Source organism: Burkholderia sp. L-4 (genome assembly GCF_056856535.1).
Window position 1 is genome coordinate 988,490 of sequence record NZ_JBXEOX010000003.1, and the last position, 16,347, is coordinate 1,004,836.

13 protein-coding genes and 1 pseudogene are annotated in these 16,347 nt (G+C 68.9%); 6 read left to right on the forward strand and 8 right to left on the reverse strand.

What is annotated here, in order from left to right; translation table 11 throughout:
• Positions 1–22 precede the first annotated feature (22 nt).
• On the forward strand, positions 23–460 hold the full coding sequence (locus AC1VVG_RS34935) for an ATPase (RefSeq protein ID WP_226194352.1): 438 nt from the start codon (positions 23–25) through the stop codon (positions 458–460).
• Between the two features lie 172 nt (positions 461–632).
• On the opposite strand, the gene AC1VVG_RS34940 is transcribed toward AC1VVG_RS34935, so the two are convergent.
• The 6 genes from AC1VVG_RS34940 to AC1VVG_RS34965 all read right to left on the reverse strand — a co-directional run bounded on the left by AC1VVG_RS34940 (position 633) and on the right by AC1VVG_RS34965 (position 8,709).
• Complete coding sequence (locus AC1VVG_RS34940) at positions 633–1,319, reverse strand: DUF429 domain-containing protein (protein ID WP_034191124.1); 687 nt, start codon at positions 1,317–1,319, stop codon at positions 633–635.
• A 9-nt stretch (positions 1,320–1,328) separates the two neighbouring features.
• Positions 1,329–1,853 (reverse strand): HD domain-containing protein, encoded by a 525-nt coding sequence (locus AC1VVG_RS34945; protein ID WP_034191123.1) that lies wholly within the window; start codon positions 1,851–1,853, stop codon positions 1,329–1,331.
• Between the two features lie 122 nt (positions 1,854–1,975).
• A complete protein-coding gene (locus tag AC1VVG_RS34950; protein WP_482837630.1) occupies positions 1,976–5,446 on the reverse strand; it encodes an ATP-binding protein in 3,471 nt (1,156 codons plus the stop codon).
• A 3-nt stretch (positions 5,447–5,449) separates the two neighbouring features.
• Complete coding sequence (locus AC1VVG_RS34955; protein ID WP_482837631.1) at positions 5,450–6,700, reverse strand: metallophosphoesterase family protein; 1,251 nt, start codon at positions 6,698–6,700, stop codon at positions 5,450–5,452.
• A 445-nt stretch (positions 6,701–7,145) separates the two neighbouring features.
• Positions 7,146–7,916 carry a hypothetical protein gene (locus tag AC1VVG_RS34960; RefSeq protein WP_069704956.1) on the reverse strand — a complete coding sequence of 257 codons (771 nt, stop codon included), beginning with the start codon at positions 7,914–7,916 and terminating at the stop codon, positions 7,146–7,148.
• A gap of 250 nt (positions 7,917–8,166) precedes the next feature.
• Positions 8,167–8,709, reverse strand: a complete 543-nt coding sequence (locus AC1VVG_RS34965; protein ID WP_034191119.1) for a hypothetical protein — start codon at positions 8,707–8,709, stop codon at positions 8,167–8,169.
• 196 nt (positions 8,710–8,905) lie between these two features.
• On the opposite strand from AC1VVG_RS34965, the gene AC1VVG_RS34970 reads away from it, so the two are divergent.
• A complete protein-coding gene (locus AC1VVG_RS34970; RefSeq protein WP_175029183.1) occupies positions 8,906–9,064 on the forward strand; it encodes a hypothetical protein in 159 nt (52 codons plus the stop codon).
• Positions 9,065–9,116: 52 nt separating this feature from the next.
• Here AC1VVG_RS34970 and AC1VVG_RS34975 read toward each other — a convergent pair whose 3' ends face one another.
• Positions 9,117–11,102 carry a gamma-glutamyltransferase family protein gene (locus AC1VVG_RS34975; RefSeq protein WP_034191118.1) on the reverse strand — a complete coding sequence of 662 codons (1,986 nt, stop codon included), beginning with the start codon at positions 11,100–11,102 and terminating at the stop codon, positions 9,117–9,119.
• Positions 11,103–11,307: 205 nt separating this feature from the next.
• Complete coding sequence (locus tag AC1VVG_RS34980; protein ID WP_482837632.1) at positions 11,308–12,264, reverse strand: LysR family transcriptional regulator; 957 nt, start codon at positions 12,262–12,264, stop codon at positions 11,308–11,310.
• A 102-nt stretch (positions 12,265–12,366) separates the two neighbouring features.
• Here AC1VVG_RS34980 and AC1VVG_RS34985 point away from each other — a divergent pair, with 102 nt between their 5' ends.
• The 4 genes and pseudogenes from AC1VVG_RS34985 (at position 12,367) to AC1VVG_RS35000 (ending at position 16,340) form a co-directional block, all read left to right on the forward strand.
• The gene (locus AC1VVG_RS34985; RefSeq protein WP_059557378.1) at positions 12,367–13,491 is read left to right on the forward strand and encodes an aryl-sulfate sulfotransferase; all 1,125 of its coding nucleotides are present in this window, start codon (positions 12,367–12,369) and stop codon (positions 13,489–13,491) included.
• Positions 13,492–13,549: 58 nt separating this feature from the next.
• Positions 13,550–14,905 (forward strand): uracil-xanthine permease family protein, encoded by a 1,356-nt coding sequence (locus AC1VVG_RS34990; RefSeq protein ID WP_059557376.1) that lies wholly within the window; start codon positions 13,550–13,552, stop codon positions 14,903–14,905.
• Between the two features lie 121 nt (positions 14,906–15,026).
• A pseudogene (locus AC1VVG_RS34995) lies at positions 15,027–15,405 on the forward strand (DUF2165 family protein); the annotation flags it as partial.
• Entirely contained in the window at positions 15,402–16,340 is a 939-nt protein-coding gene (locus AC1VVG_RS35000) for a tyrosine-type recombinase/integrase (RefSeq protein ID WP_482837633.1), read from the forward strand. The pseudogene AC1VVG_RS34995 and the gene AC1VVG_RS35000, both read left to right, overlap by 4 nt.
• Positions 16,341–16,347 lie beyond the last annotated feature (7 nt).

The following is a 16,347-nucleotide window of genomic DNA, read 5'->3' on the forward strand; positions in this document are numbered from 1 at the left end:
GAACCACGCACCCCTATCGACGATGGACAGCACGACTCAATCCGGCGACGCCGATCTTCGCGACGAATATGCGGCGCTGCGCGAACGCGCCATCCTGCTGGAAGAACAAACGCCGGCGCTTCTCCAACGCATCTCGGATGTATTGCCTCGGATCAGCGGCGAATCCGAACTGGCGGACGAGCATCGCGAGCGGCTCGTCGGCGCGCGTAACGCGGCGATGGTCTCGATCGAGAACTATCAGCAGGCGATTCCTTTCCTGCAGACAGCCGATTCGATCATCGAACAACTGGACAAGACGCCAGCGCGCGATGAAGACATCGAGTGGCGCGAATCGCTGCTGCAACGGCTCGACGAGCTGATCGACGTCGCGGTCGTGATGATCAACGACGCCGAAGACTATTTCGATCAGGCGCAAGCCTGCGACCTGTCCAGCGTGCCGAAGTCCATCCTCGAGGACTGAATGGTGCCGCCGGGGATCGCGCGGCGCACCGGCTTCATGCCGTGCGCGCCGGCCATCCCGATGTTGGTGGTCGACACGCAATGCCTACGGCATCGGCGCCGGGAAGACCGCCCCTCTCCCGCAAAAGCTCACCTTGTCGTGGCAACCGCCCCACAGTCGCCACGTGCCGCCGCTATAGCGAGTCGAGCACGATCGCCTCGCTCACGATCGGCACGCGGATGTAACCGCCCTCCGTGTCACCATACGCATATGCGTTCCCGTCGATCACGTATTGCGCGGTCAACGCGCAAAGGGTTGCGTCTCGCGCATCGACGGAGCGCAGCATCGACACGTCGATCCCCAGCCGCTCCAGCAATTGCAGGCGCTGGGTACGCTTCTGCTTCGCGGACGCCACCGCCTTGCCCAGCATCGCGCAGGTAATCGCATACGGATAGGTCTCGAAACTCGCACGACCACCCGCATAGTGCACACCGGTCAGCAATGGATAGGTATCCGCCAGCGCGCGGTACACGCGTTCCCCGATGAACATCCAGTCGAAGAAGCCCGACGTGCTTGAAACGGCCTGCTCCCGCGACGGTGTCGGAAAACACGAGATCCGCTCGCAGGCGAGCGCCTGTTCGGCCGCCCGGCGGCCGACGCGTGGCCACCACACGCTCGGCGCGTCGACGCCGACGGCCACGACGTCATGGGCAACACACAGCGCGGGTATCGCCTCGGGGGCAATCCGCGCTTCGCGGCAGACGACCGTCGACCCGCGCAGGATCACGAGATCGCACAGCTTCTTGTCGCCCCCGACGTCGACACCCGCCACGGCGGGCACCTGTCGCGCGGCGGATGCGACGGATCGAGCCGATACCATGCCGGAACTTCAGTCCGCCGGCCGCGCGCCGTACGCGGTGTCGAAGATCGCCTCGAGACCGGGATGCACGCCGCGCATCGGGTCGACGACCGACTTCGCCCAGTCGAAATACGCCTGCTTGCGCTCGAGCGGCCAGTCCGCGGGCGGATGCCGCGCGATGTCGCGCAGGTTGCAGATCTTGTCGGCGAGCTTCACGAGCTTCGCTCGCCGGCTGATGGTCGACGCGTGCTCGATCTGCAGGCGCTTGCGCTCCTCCTTCGGCAACGACTTGTCGTCGGTGACCTCCATCACGATGTCCGCCACGTCCTTGCCGAACAGCCGCAGCAGTTCCTGCTCGGTCGTCTCCGTGTCCTCGACCGTGTCGTGCAGCACGGCCGCGACGATCACGCGCTCGTCCTCGATACCGGCTTCGTTGGCCAGCACGTCGGCAAGTGCGATCGGATGATTGATGTACGGTGACGCCTCTTCGTCCTTGCGACGCTGATTGCGATGCTTGTCCGCCGCGAACGCGATGGCGGCTACCAGCTTTTTCATATTTTCCCCTCGTGTGGCCAGACCCGCGACCGGTTGTCCCGGTCCCGTGCGTTTCGGAACCGCTCATACTACCTGCACGCGATGCCCCTTCCCGTGTACCGGCATCGCGGCCGGCCCGCGCATCACGCGCCGGCCGGCGCGCGCTGCAACTCGACCACATTGACCCGCGCGCCGAAGACGTCCCGCACGAGCGGCAACAGGTGGTCGTGGTGCGTCAGGAACAGCACCTGGGTTCGCGTCGACAGATCGCGCAGCGCATCGAGTCCGGCCTTCGCGCGCGCATCGTCGAAATTGATGAACAGATCGTCGGCGACGAACGGCAGCGCGATGCGGCTGCCGAGCTGCAGCTCCAGCGCCGCAATCCGCAGCGCGAGGAACAACTGGTCGCGCGTGCCTTCGCTCAGCCCGGCGACCTCGACCGACGCGCCCTTCGTACGCCGCGCATACAGCGCAGGCGGCGTCCGTTCGGTGTCGACGGTCAGCTTCGCGAATTCGCCGAGCGTGAGCCCCGCGAAGATCTCGCCCGCGCGCCTGAGCATCGGCCCCTGCTTCTGGTCGCGATAGCGATCCGTCGCCCACTTCAGCAAGCGGCTCGCGGTGGCCGCCTCCAGATACTGTTCGGCCGCATCGCCCATCGCCGCCAGCGCTTCCTGCCGTTTCGACTCGGCGACGGCCGCATTCGCCTGGCCGTCGATCGCGCCGAACGCCTGGTCGGCCACGACCTGCTGCTGCGACAGCTCGTTCAGCCGCTTGCCGACATCGCCGAGCGACTGCTTCACCGCTTCGAGATGCGCCGGTACGTCGGCGATGTCCTGCTCCGCGACCTCGGCTTCGACGGCGGACCGGGGAAGACCGTCGCCATCGCGCACCAATGCCTCGTGCGCGGCCTCGACCGCCTGCCGAAGCTGACGCTGACGATCCGAGCGCTCGGCCAGCGGCAGCGCCGCGTCGATCGACGCGACGCCGGCCAGTTGAAGCAACGGCTGGATTCGTGCATCCGCACCGGCCACCGCGGCGGCCGCGTCCGCGACCTTGCCGTCGGCGTGCCGCACGGCTTCGTCGGCACGGTCGATCGCACGCGCGATTTCCCGGGCGGCCGCGAGGCGCATCGTCAGCCGGCGCGCCACGTCCGGCCAGTCGCCGCTCGCCAGCCATTCCGGCGCGAGCGCTTCCGCAAGCCGCCGCGCGCCGGCCTCGAGCGCGGCCAGCTCCGCGCGGATCGCGGCGATCCGGTTGCGCGGCGCGTCGGCATCGGCCAGTTCGGCCGTCACCGTATTCGCGAGCGTGAGCGCCCCTTCCGCCGCGGCCAGCGTCGTCGCGCTCGCGGACAGTTTCGCGTCGGCCAGCGCGTCGCGCCACTGCGCTTGCCACGCGTCGTAAGCCGTTTGCGCGTGGCCGGCCCGCGATTGCGCGGTCGCGCATCCGCGTTCGGCTTCCCGCGCACGGTCTTCCAGGCTATCCTGCTGCGCGATCGCTTTCTCGGCCGACTGTACGAAGGCCTCGGCAATCGCGACGAGCGCCGCCAGGCCGTCCGGCTCGCCACCTCGCGATACCGTGCGCAACGCCGCGCGCAGCGCGGCTTCCGCGCCGTCCCGGGCCGCACGCAGCGCGTCGAATTCGCGGCGCTGGCGGTCGAGATCCGCCTGCGCGGCGAACACCGTTTCGCGCTTCGCGAGCCAGTCGCCCATCGCCGCCAGCGACATGCCGGGCACCGCGGCTCTCGCCGCGAGTGCGGCCCACGCGTCGCGATGCGCGGTCAGTTCGCGCTCGCGTTCGTCCAGCGCGGCCTGCCTGCGTGCCGCGCCCGCACGCGCGGACTCGACCTGCTGACGCAGCGATTGCAACGTCGCCGCGGCCTGCGTCGCGCCGAGCTGTGCATCGACGAGTTCGTCGGCGAGGCGAATCGCGCCGTCGACCGCCGGTGCGCCCGCGGCGAGATCGACCGTGCCATTGCGGATGTCGCCCCACGCGCCATCGCGCCGCGCGCGCGCCGCCAGCACGTCGGCGGTCGTGACGACCTTGTGGTTCTCCGCGAAATGCTTCTCCTGCAGTTCGAGCCGCTCGAGCTCCTCGAGCGCGCTGTCCCGCGCATCACGTGCCGCGGCGGCCGCGCTCGCGTACTCGCCGTCTTCCTTCAGCAGCGCGCCGAGCCGCGCCGCCGACGGCACGTCGAGCGCGCGCAGCGTGTCGACCGGCATGCGCCACTGGCCAAGCGCATCGAGCGCACCCGACAGCGTGCGTTCGGCGGCCGCGATCTCGTGCGCCAGCGCCTGCTCGCGCTGACCGCTGTTGCGAAAGGCTTGCGCGTCGGCCAGCGCCGCGCGCAGCGCCTCCGGCACGTCGACGGTCGACAGTCGCGCCTGTTGTTCCCGCACCTGCGCAAGCTCGCGCGTGCGTTCGTCGAGCGACTCGCGCGCGCCGGCGAGCGCCTGGTGCAGCGCGCCGTGCTCTCGCAGCAGGTTCGTCACCGTCTTCAGCGACAGCGCCGTCGGCAGCGACGCACGCAGCGACGCTTCGTTCGTCGGCCAGTCGAGCTGGGCCGCCGCCGCGCACGCGGCGGACACATGCCGCTCGACATCCGCGCCGAGCAACAGCAAATCCTGCGCGTGATTCATGCACGTGCCGCGCAACCGATCGAGCGCTTCGATATCGGCTTCGAGCGCCAGCGTGCCGGCGTCCGCATCGATCGCCTCGCGCGCCTGCCGTTTCGCGAGCAGGTCGGCGCGACGTTCTTCGAGCACCTTCTGCTCGGCCGCGAGATCGCCCTGCGCCTTCAGCAGATCGGCATACGCAGTCGGCGGCAACTCGACGACCGCACCCAGTTCGGCCAGCGCCGCATCCTTGACCGTCAGCTCCTTCAGGTATGGCGCAAGCCGACGGACGCGTTCAAGCTTCGAGCGCAGCGTTTCGAGCCGGCGCTGTTCCGCGCGCGCCTGCTCGATCTGCTGCTCGACCGCTTCGCGCGCGTCCTTGCGATCGACCCAGTCGCGCGTGCGGACCTGGACCGTCTTCAGTTCGGTCACGGCTTCGTTGAACGACGTCTCGGCCAACGCAAACGCGCTGCCGCTCCGACGCGGCGCCCACAGCTCGAGCGCGCGCGCGTCGAGCTCCTCGCGCACCGGCCCGAGACTGCCGACACCGGCAGCCGATTCGAACAACACCTGGCCGAGCTTGTCGGAAGCATCGAGAATGCTCCGGCCTCCATCGACCAGCCGTCCGTGATCGAGCCCGAACATCTGCTCGAAGAACTCACGCGTCGCGCCGTCGAGGATCGCCGCCAGATAGTCGTCGGGCAGCTTGTCGTCGCCGGGCGTGCGCAGCGAACTGCGCCCGCGCGCACGGTGGAACACGAGTTCGCTCGTACCGCTCTCCAGCACGCCGCCGATCCGCAACTCGGGCGTGCTGTGCAGGAAATCGAGCGGCGTCTGCAGCTTCATCCCGAACAGCAGCTCGGATACGGCCGTGCGGATCGTCGACTTGCCGGCCTCGTTCGGCCCGACGATCACGTGAAAATCCTCGCGGGCCGGCGGGAACCGCAGCGTCTCGTCGGTGAACTTGCCGTACTTGATCAGATCGAGCTGGCTGATGCGCATCGCTTACTCCCCCCTCGCCAGCCGCGCGAGCAACGCGGGCCCGACCTGCTCGACCAGCGCCGTCAGTTCACCGGCGCGCGCCATCGTCAGCAACGGCACCTCCTCCTTCACGTCGCTGCGTACCTTGCCGACGAACGGCTTCAGGTCGCGTTCGAGCAGCACGAGGAAATCCGGATCGTGCGCGGCATCGGCGAGGATCTGCTTCAGATCCTCCAGCGCTTCGAGCTGCTCGCTTTCGCCAGGCTGGTGATCGGCGGCGGACGTCGCGAGCCGGACCTTCTCGAGCCACAGCCGCTCGTTGCCGATGATGCCGATCTGGTTGAGCACCTCCGCGCGCAACTGCGGCGCGCGGCCGAAAAAGAGGCCGTGCGCGGGCGTGCGCCCCGTGACCGTCACGCGCACCGCGCGCGGCACGTGGCCGTCGACGGTCAGCAGCGCCTCCAGCGACTGGCCGATCTTTCTCGACAAATCGGCGACCGACAGGCAATCGGACGCGTCGACCGACACGGCTTCCCAGCGCAGCACGTCCAGATACAGGCGCTCGACCTGCGTGCGGCCTTGCTCAACCGTCACGAGCACCGCGCCGCGCCGGCCCGTCTCGCGGATGTGGCGCCCCTGGAGGTTGCCGGGAAACACGACGGTGGACGGCCCCGTCCATTGCTGGAACTCGTGCACGTGGCCGAGCGCCCAGTAGTCGTAGCCCTTCGCGTGCAGTTCGGCCAGCGTGCACGGCGCGTAGTTCGCGTGCGCGGCATACCCTTCCAGCGCCGTGTGCAACACGCCGATGTTGTAGTAGCCGGGTACCGGATCCGGATAGCCGAGCGCGAGATTGTCGACGACGGCCTTGTCCTTGAAGCTCTGCCCGTGCAGCGCGACGTCGAATTCGGGCAGCTTGACGGTTTCCGGCTTGCGGTGGCCGAACACGGTGACGTTGTCGGGCAGCGTCAGCTTCTTCGTCATCTCGCTTTCGGCATCGTGGTTGCCGCCGAGCACGAACGCGCGGATGCCGGCCTTGCGCAGGCGCCCCATCTGCTGGCCGAAGAAGATGCCCGTGTTGTGATCCTTCCAGTCGCCGTCGTACAGGTCGCCCGCGATCACGAGGAACGCGACGTCCTCTTCGATCGCACGATCCACGAGTTGCCGCAGCGCCTCGCGCGACGCGTTGCGCAACTGCGCGGCCGGCGCGTCGGGGTACGCGCTCAGGCCGTGCAACGGGCTGTCAAGGTGAATGTCTGCCGCGTGGATGAACTTCACGAAGGTTCCTCTGTTTCATGGCGAAGGGCGACGCCGCTCGCACGGGCCCGTGCCGTCAATCGTCGTCCCGCCAGCCGCCGGGCCTGCCGCGTGACGTAAGGCGCGTGCCGGACCGGATCATGCGGCCCGTTGCAAGCGGGTCGGGATGGTACCTGAAAGCGGGTAACGACAAGACGTTATCCGTCGGTCCGGATGGCCGGGAAGCACGCGATACCGGTGCGAACCGACATTGTGCCGCAGCACGAGCGAGCGACGGCGAAACCGCGCCGCCGCAGAACGGCCCGCTCACGAAACGATGGCCGCGCAATCGTCCGATAGGGGCGATTGCGCCTTGGATCGTGTTTCGGGAGATACGAAACGGCAACGGCGTTGAACGGGCAGCGGGAAAACGCGCTGGATCGCCCCGCGTGCGTCGCGACGCATGCGGGCGCCCGACTACATGCCGTTACTCGCCGCGCGGAACGGGCGGCGGCGCAAAGCGGTTGTCGTTGCCGGGGAACGGATTCGCGTTGCGGCGCAGCGCTTCCTCGTCGTCGTCTTTCTGCGCGAACAGCGCAACGCCGATCACGCCGACGTTCGCGGCATCGCCGTACTTCGAGTTCGCGACGTAGCTGTCGGGCACGGCGGCAAAGCGGAACGCGGCGACTTCGTCGCGGCTCTTGCGAAAACCCTCGATCGTCAGCGTGCGGCCCGGATACAGCACGTAGCCGCCGTTCGTATAGCTGCCCGGCCGGCCCGACAGCACGTCGAGGCCGTCGACCGTCGACACGACTTCGAACGTGCGGCGCCCCTGGTTGCGCAGCACGATGATGTAGCGCGAACCCTCGACGCCCGCCATGTGCCAGCGGCCGTTGTTGCGCGCGAGCCGCAGCGGCGCGCCCTTTTCGTCGATGAACGACAGCGCGATGTCGCCATTGGCGAGCGCGACGCGGGTCGGCAGCCGGCGAACCTGCGAGGCCGGCGGATGGCCGGGCAGCGCATCGTTGTAGTAGACCGACGCGAGATCCGTCGGCTTGGCCGGATCCGCGCGTTCGAATTCGACCTGGCGGGTTTCGGATCGCACCGACTCGCCCCACGCGGTGCCGAGCCCGCGGCGTTCGCCGGCGTCCGGTGCGGCGGGGGACGCGGCGGCGCTGGCGGACGGCGGGGGCGGCGCCGCGCAGGCGGCCAGCCAGAGCGCGCAGGCAAGCGCGAGAAGACGGAACAGGATGGTCATGACGTGATGCCTCGGAATGTTATCGGACCGCGCCGGGCTGGCCGACGCGGCGTTTTGGTGTCGTCTGTCGTCACGATGTCGATCGGACATGCTTGCCCTGGTCGACCGGCACCGCCGTCGCGGCGGCCCCGCAACCGGGAGCCTCGCTATTTAAGCATGGCGGGCCGGCAATGGGCAGGGGCCGCGCGCGCCAATAAAAAAAGCCCGGCCCGCATCGAAGCGGGCCGGGCCTTGACGGAACGCGTGCTGCTTACAGCGCGCCGCCTTGCGCCGACGCCGAACCCTTCACGCCGACCGATGCGCCGCCTTGCACTGCGTTAGCCGTGCCTTCGAGCGCCTCGCCGGCCTTCGCCTTCGCGCCACCCGCGACGTCGCCTGCCGTCGACATCGCGCCTTGCGCATGGCTCTTCACCGAACCGGCGACGTGCTTCACGTGCGACTTCGTCGAGTGGACGGCCGATGCCGCCGCATCCTTCGCCGTACCGGCTGCGGAACCGACCGCCTGCGTCGCGCCGCCGACCGCATTGCCGGCTGCCGAGCCGACGCCGCCGACCGTCTTGCCGACGCCGTTCAGCGCGCCGCCAACCACATTGCCTGCGCCCGAACCCGAGCCCGCCGCATTCGCGCCGGCGCCGGCCTGCACGCCCACGCCGCCGCCGAGCAGCGGCGTCTGGACCTGTGCGCCGACGCCAGCAGAACCCTGTGCGCCGGTTTGGGCCGTCTGTGCGAATGCAGCCGACGTCGCCATCGCCGTCAGAGCGGCACCCAGCAGGATCGTACGAATCTTGTTCATGGTCATTCTCCCCAAAGACGTTGTTGCTGCGGGCCGCCTTCGTGCGGCTTGTCGCATGCCTCACCGCGAAGTGCGGCAGGTGGGGCTAATGTAGCGGCGCCGGCGCGCAAAACGATTGAATTGCGGGGACTGTTACTTCGGTTGCAAATGCTGACGATTGACTCACACTGTTTGACAATCGAGGGCTCGCGGCGGGATGGACACCCTATTCGTCGGCGAACGGGAGCGGCGCTCCGCCTGGGTGATTCGCCCGATCGCCACGCATCGGCCCACCCGGCTGGTGAAGCGGCCAGCCTATTTCATCAGCATTCCGAACGATGTGCATTGCCCGGCCATCCATGCGGCCTCGCCATGAAAAACGGCCCTGACCGCCCGTCGGCGGACCGGGGCCGTACGCACTCACCCAGTTACGGCCGAAACGTATCGCCGAGCACGACGCCTTCGCGACGCGGATCGGTACCGCCCTGCAACGCCGGCGACTGGCCGACCGTCACGCGCATCACCGTATTGACGCCGCTCGCCTGCGCCGACGTCGACACCTTGTGCCCGAGCGCGAGCAACCCCGTGATCAGCGGATCGTTCGCACCGTTGTTCGCCGTGTTGACGTTCGGATGCTCGCCGCCGATCGTGGTCGTCGGGCTGTTGCTCGCGCCGAAATCGACGAGCCCCGCGGACTGCTGCGCGTCGAGCCCCCAGTCGAGCGCGCCGACGAGCGTCTTGACCACGTATTGCGGAATCGTGCCGCCGCCCGGCGAACCGGTCGCCATCACGAAATCGCCGCGCGAGCCGTCGGCGGCCTGCCCGAACACGATCGTCGGCGCCATCGAGCTGCGCGGCCGCTTGCCCGGCTGCAGCCGGTTGGCCACCGGATTGCCGGACGTGTCGACCGGGTTCGCGGAGAAGTCGGTCAGCTGGTTGTTCAGCAGGAAGCCGTTGGTCATGTGGAACGAGCCCATGCTCGACTCGACCGTCGTCGTCGCGCTCAGCACGTTGCCGTCGCCGTCGACGATCGTGAACTGGTTCGTGCCGTGCTCGATCAGCGTCGTGTCGACACCGAGCGGCACCGCACCGAGATTGCCCGGCTGGGCGGTCCCCATGCTCTTGGTCGTGTCGATCAGCGCCGCGCGCGACTTCAGGTACGGCTTGTTCAGCAACGTGTCCCACGTGCCGCCGGGCAGCGGCACGAAATCCGTATCGGCCACGTACTTGTCGCGGTCGGCATACGCGAGCCGCTCGGCCTCGGTGACGAGATGCACGCCCGCGACGGTCGGCTTGCCGCCTTCGAGATCGATCGCGGTCGGCTTCAGCGACTTCAGGTCGAAGTTCTCGAGAATGCCGAGCGCCGACGCGACCGCGATGCCGCCCGACGACGGCGGCGGCATCCCGCACACCCAGTAGCTGCGATAGGTCGTGCACACCGGTACGCGACGCTTCGCCTGATAGGCGGCCAGATCCGCGACGGTCGTCTTGCCCGGCGTGAGCGTCGAGCCGTCCGCACCCTTCGTCACCGCGATCTTCGCGACGATGTCCTGTGCGATCTGCCCGGTGTACAGCGCATTCGCACCCGACTGCGCCATCAGCGCCAGCGTGCGCGCGTACGCGGGGTTCTTCAGGACCGTGCCGAGCGTCTTCGGCGAACCGTCGGCGTTCAGGAAGTACGCGGCGGCCTCGGGATCGCGCTTCAGGTTCGTGGCGTTCGCCGCGATCGCGTCGGCGAGCCGGCCGCCGATCGGAAAGCCGTTGGTCGCGAGCGTGATCGCATCGCCGAACAGGTTCTGCCACGGCAGGCGGCCGTGATCCTGTTGCAGCGCCTCGATGAGCCGCGGCACGCCGATCGTGCCGATCGAGCGGCCGCTCGCGCGCGCGTTCGGCTGCGGCGCGGAATGGTCGGTCGCGTCGTCGACGTAACGCAGGTAGTTTTCCGTCGCGGCGGCCGGCGCGGTTTCGCGGCCGTCGTAGGCCTGCAGCGTCTTGCCGCGGGCATCGTAGTAGAGCAGCACGCCGCCCGACCCAAGGCCCGTCGCCTCGGGCACCGTCAGGCCGAGCACGGCCTGCACGGCGACCGCCGCATCGGCGGCCGTGCCGCCCTTCTTCAGCACCGCGCAGCCGGCCGCGCTCGCGTACGCGTTCGACGTGGCCACGAGGTAGGTCTTCGCGTAGACCGGTTTCATCCCGGTGCGATAACCCGACGACGCTTCCGGCAGCGACGGATCGCCCGGCTGGTTCGACCCGACCACGACCGTCGCACCGCTGTTGTCGACCGCGAGGCAGCTGGTGTCGGCTGAAGGTGTCGTCGCGTGACCCGCGTCGTTCTCGACATCGCCGCCGCATGCGGTCAGCAGCGCGGCCGCGAGCAATACAGAGGCATACGGAAAAATCGCTGTTCTGTTCATTGTTCGTCGATGTTCTTTTAGAGCGTTGCGATGGGCATCACGCTGCCTGCGCCCCCCTCGGTGCGCGGGCAACGCGTTCGATAGTCCCATGAACAATTTTCTTTCCGCAACAAGGAAATGACGCAATGCGGCCGATCGTTGCACGTACAACGCCACCGAACCGGCTTGCCGGCCATTTGCTGCACTGCGTCGCGACGCGGCTTCGTTACGTTGCCGTCCGGCGACGCTTGCCGGCCACGCGGCCATCACGCGCGAAACCGTGCCCCATCGCTTCGATCGCTTCCGAGAAAAACTCGAGAAACATCGTCATCGCGACAGTCGCGCTCATGTCCGCGCGCTGGTAGATGCAGCTGAACGAACGCGCGCCCGCATCGGCGAGCGGCGTCCACGCGAGCCGGCCGGCCGCGACGTCGTCCGCGACGTTCTCCGCGATCAGGAAGCCGATGCCGGCCCCTTCGGCCGCGAGTCGCCGCACCATCGACACCGAACCCGTCTCGACCAGCGGTCGCGCGTTGCGCGGCTGTCGCGCATCGATCTGGTCGAACATCGCGCGCAGCTCCGTGTCGGGTGTCATCAGGAGCAGCGGATGGGCGAAGCAGTCGCGCATTCGCACCTTGCCGCCGGACAACGCCAGCGGATGGCCAGGTGCCGTGACGACACCCAGCGGCTGCGCGAACGCGCGCACCTCGACGACGCTCGCCGCCGTGCGCCGGCGCAGCGCATAGCCGATGTCGGCCTCGCCCGTCTCGACCCAGCGCACGATGCTCTCGCCGTTTCCCGAGCGCACGCTGTACGTGACGCCGGGATAGCGCTGCATCGCGGCCAGGATCGCGTCGGGCACGAGCTTCTCGGCCGTCGATGCGGGCACGGCCAGGTTCACGTGCCCGCGCCGCAGTGCGCGCAAATCCTCGACCTGCGTCAGCGCGTTGTCGAAGTCGCGCTGGCCGCGCCGCACGGCGGCGATCACGATCTCGCCGGCGAGCGTCAGCTGCATGCCGCGCGGCAGCCGGTCGAACAGCGGCACGCCGACCTGCTCCTCGAGATTGCGGATCTGCTGGTGCACGGCCGCGGCGGTCAGGTGCAGCGCGTCGGCTGCCTTGCGAATCGAGCCGCGCCGGGCGACCTCGTCGAAACAGCGGAATGTCTGCGATATCGAACGCATGAATGGACCGTTAGATTTTTCCGAACACGCCGTCAAGAATAATCCAGTTTCACTGACTCTCCGGATCGTCTAGATTGCGCTGCATTCCCGTGTTCGACTCGAATGGAGACCGCAATGACGACCGTCGACCAGATTACCCAGCGGCGCCGCGGCGTCGGCCTCATCGCCCACGATCCCGCCCTGTCCGCGGGCGGCTACACGCTCATCGCGCCGCAAACGGCGGACGGCAACGTCTATCTCGTCGGCATCGACGGCGAGGTCGCCCATCAGTGGAAAATGCCCGTGCGCCCCGGCCGTCACGCGGTCATCCTCGCGAACGGCAACCTCGGCTACAACGGCAATCACCCGCAATCCGAATCCCGCTACGCGCCGTGGTCGATGTGGCATGGCGGCGACTTCTACGAGGTCACGCCGCAAGGCGAAACGGTGTGGCGCTACGAGGATCCCGCGCATCACCACGATGCGCAGTGGCTGCCGAACGGCAACCTCCTCTACGCCGCGTGCGAACCGGTCGACGCCGCGTTCGCGCGGCGCGTGCCGGGCGGTACGCCGCACGGCGACGACGACGTGATGTACGCGGACGTGATCCGCGAAGTGAACCGGGCCGGACAGATCGTGTGGGAATGGCACGCGCGCGAGCACCTGCGACCCGAGGATTTTCCGATCGCGGCCGGGTTCGGCCGCTATCACTGGCCGCTCGTCAACGGTCTCGCGGTCGACGCGAACGGGCGCGTGCTGATGAGCCTGCGCACGACGTCGGGGATCATCGGCGTAAACCGCGCAACCGGTCGCGTCGACCTGCACGTCGGGCCGGACGTCGTGTCGCACCAGCATGCGCCCGTGCCGCTCGCGAACGGCAACATCCTCGCGTTCGACAACGGCAATTTCCGCCACGGCGCGCACGTCGTGTTCTCGCGCGTCGTCGAGATCGATCCCGCGACGCAACGCGTCGTCTGGTCGTACACGGACGACGTCGTGAACCTGTTCTACACGCCGTTCATGGGCAACGCGCAGCGCTTGCCGAACGGCAACACGCACATCACCGAATCGTCGACGGGCCGGCTGTTCGAAGTGACGCCGGCCGGCGAAGTCGTGTGGGAATACGTGATCCCGTGGTTCGCCGAATACCCGGACGAGGCCGCGCGCAAGACCGGCCCCGGCCAGCTGAACAGCGTGTTCCAGACGTTCCGCTACAGCGCCGCGCAACTGCCCTGGCTGCGGACCTGACGCGTCGTTCGCCGTTGCATTCCTGCCATCGTCGCCGTTCGCTTCCGAGGGGCCTGCCGTGTCGCACGATCCGATCTCACCGCCCGTCGATGCACGGTTGCCCGCGTGGCAGCTCGCGCTGTTCGGGCTGCAGCACGTGCTGTCGATGGCCGCGTCGCCGATCACGGCCGTCTTCCTCATCGCGAAAGTCCTGGCGCTGCCGGCCGACCTGACGGTCCAGCTGATCGGCGCGACGTTCTTCGCGTGCGGCGTCGGCACGCTGGTGCAATCGCTCGGTGCCGGCCCGATCGGCGCACGCATGCCGTTCGTAATGGTGCCCGGCGGCGCACCGACGATGCTGTTCGCGGGCATCGCCGCGCAGTCGGGCCTGCCGACCGCCGCTGGCGCGGCGCTGCTCGCCAGCGCGTTCTACTGGGTGCTGCTGCCCGTGTTCACGCGCTGCCTGCGGCTCTTTCCACGCGTCGTCGTCGGCGCGATGCTGTTGCTCGTGTCGATCAACCTGATCCGGATCTACGCGGCGATCGTCGTCGGCCAGCCCGGCTCGGCCGACTTCGCGCAACCGCGCGCGCTCGGTCTCGCGCTTGCGACGATCGTCGCCACCGTCGCCGTCGCCGGTGCGTTTCGCGGCACGCTCGGGCGCCTCGCGGTACTGATCGGGTTGATGGCCGGCGCGACGCTCGGCTGGGCGCTCGACGCGATGCCGGCGCTCGCCGGCGTATGGCACGGCCCGTGGTTCACGCATCCGGTGTGGCTGCCGTTCGGGATGCCGCGCTTCGACGTGCTGGCCGCGCTGCCGCTGCTGATCTTCACCGCGATCTCGATGGCCGAGGCCACCGCGCAGACCGTTGCCGTCGGCGAGACGTGCGGCAAGGCGGTCTCGATGACGCGCGACGTGCCGAAGACGATACGCGGCGATGCACTGGCGTCGCTGGCCGGCGCGCTGTTCGGCACGCCGCTGATCGTGACCAGTGCCGAGAACATCGGCGTCGTACAGACGACCGGCGTGCGCTCGCGCTACGTGACGGCCGCCGCCGGCGCAATCCTGATCGTCATTGCGCTGTTCGCCCCGCTCGCGCGGCTCGCGTATGCGATTCCGGCCGCCGTCGTCGGCGGCACCGCGCTGGTCGTGTTCGCGATGATCGGCGTGATGGGCATCCGGCTGCTCGCCGGCGTCGACCTGCACGCGCGCGCCAACCAGTACACGCTCGCGGCCGCGCTGGTGGTCGGTCTCGCGCCGATCCTGGTGCCGAACCTGTATCGTCAATTCGGCGCGCCCGTCCAGATCGTGCTCGGCAACGGCATGGCGGCTGGCACGCTCGCGGCCATCGCAACGCAACTGGCATTCGCCGCGCTCGCGCGGTTGAGCGGACAGACGCAGGCAAGCGTGCCACCGGCACCTTCGCGCGAAGCGTAACGGCGATAACGGGCAGCGCGGCGCACGCTGCGCTCCGCTTGACGACATCCTCCGTTCGACCGGCAAGCGCCGCTCTCTCCTGGCTCCGGCACGCGCGTCTCCTCGGCGCCGCGCCGGCTTCGGGTATATCGGCATCATCATCGCGATGGAAACGGCGACGGCCTTGCCGTGCCGGATCGGCGCGGTCCGGTTGCTGCGCGCGCCGCGCCGGCGAAGCGGCGTTCCGCACGGCCAAGGCACACGCGATCGCCGGCCTGACGCTCGGCCTCCTCACGTGACAGGTTGCGTTCATGTCGGTCGGCGGCGAATGGTTCGGGATGGGGATGTCGAGGCAATGGAACGGCGTACCGGACGCGTTCCGCTTCTTCATCACGCTGCCGCTCGTGCTCGTCTACCTGACGATGAACACCGACGGAATCGACGAGACGCGTGTCGCGCCGAACGGATGGACATCGGGACGATTGCCGGCGTCACCGCGTCCGGCTATAAATCGTGGATGAACACGAATCGCTGGATTCACGACCCCGTCGGCGCGTTTCGCGCATGGCAGGAAACCGCCGCGACGGGCGCCGGCCGCCGGCCGTTCGCGCCGCGTTCGGTCGTGCAGCACGTCGCGATGTTCGAGCGGTTCCTGCGCCATCTGATCGCACAGCGCGTGTCGCTGGTCACGTTCGGCCCCGACCACGTCGCGGCGTTCCTGGCGGAACTCGACCGTACCTGCGCACCCGGCACGTCGACGCGCGTGCGCTATGCGAAGCTGATCGACCGGCTGGGGCGGCATCTGGTCGACACCGGTGTGCGGACGATCCACCCGGCAGGACGGACGACGCGCGATCTCGCCTGGCCGGCCGGCGAGCCGGAGCCGTGCTACCTGCCGCCCGACGCCGACGCGGCGCTGCAGCGCCATGTCCAGCCTCGGCCGGACGACTCGCCCACCGACTGCCGGAATCGCGCGATCGTCGCGCTGCTGCTTGCCAGCGGTATCACCTCGGCCGAGATTCGTGCGATGCCCCGCGCCGCGCCCGATCTCGACGCGCAGCCACCGGCGTTGTCCGTGCCGCGCGATCGCGCGCGGCCGGCGCGCCGGGTCGAACTGGCCGAATTCGCGCTGGCGCCGCTCGCCGCGTGGCACGCGTATTCGACGGATACGCCGGCACCGGCGCTGCTGTTCCCCGCACCGCGCGGCGGTGGCGCGATGAACGACATGTTCCTGCTGCTCGTGGTGCGCGAAGCGCTCACCGCGATCGGCTTCCACGCGGCGGACATGAGCCCGCGCGTGCTGCGCAACACGTATGCGCGCCGGCAGTTGCTCGCGGGCCACACGCATGCCGAGGTCAGTGCGATGCTCGGCCTCGTCAGCACGCGAACGGTCACGCGCATCCGGCAGACGCTGCCGCCGGACGCAGCCGCGGATCGCGCTGCGCACGAACGCTGAACGCACC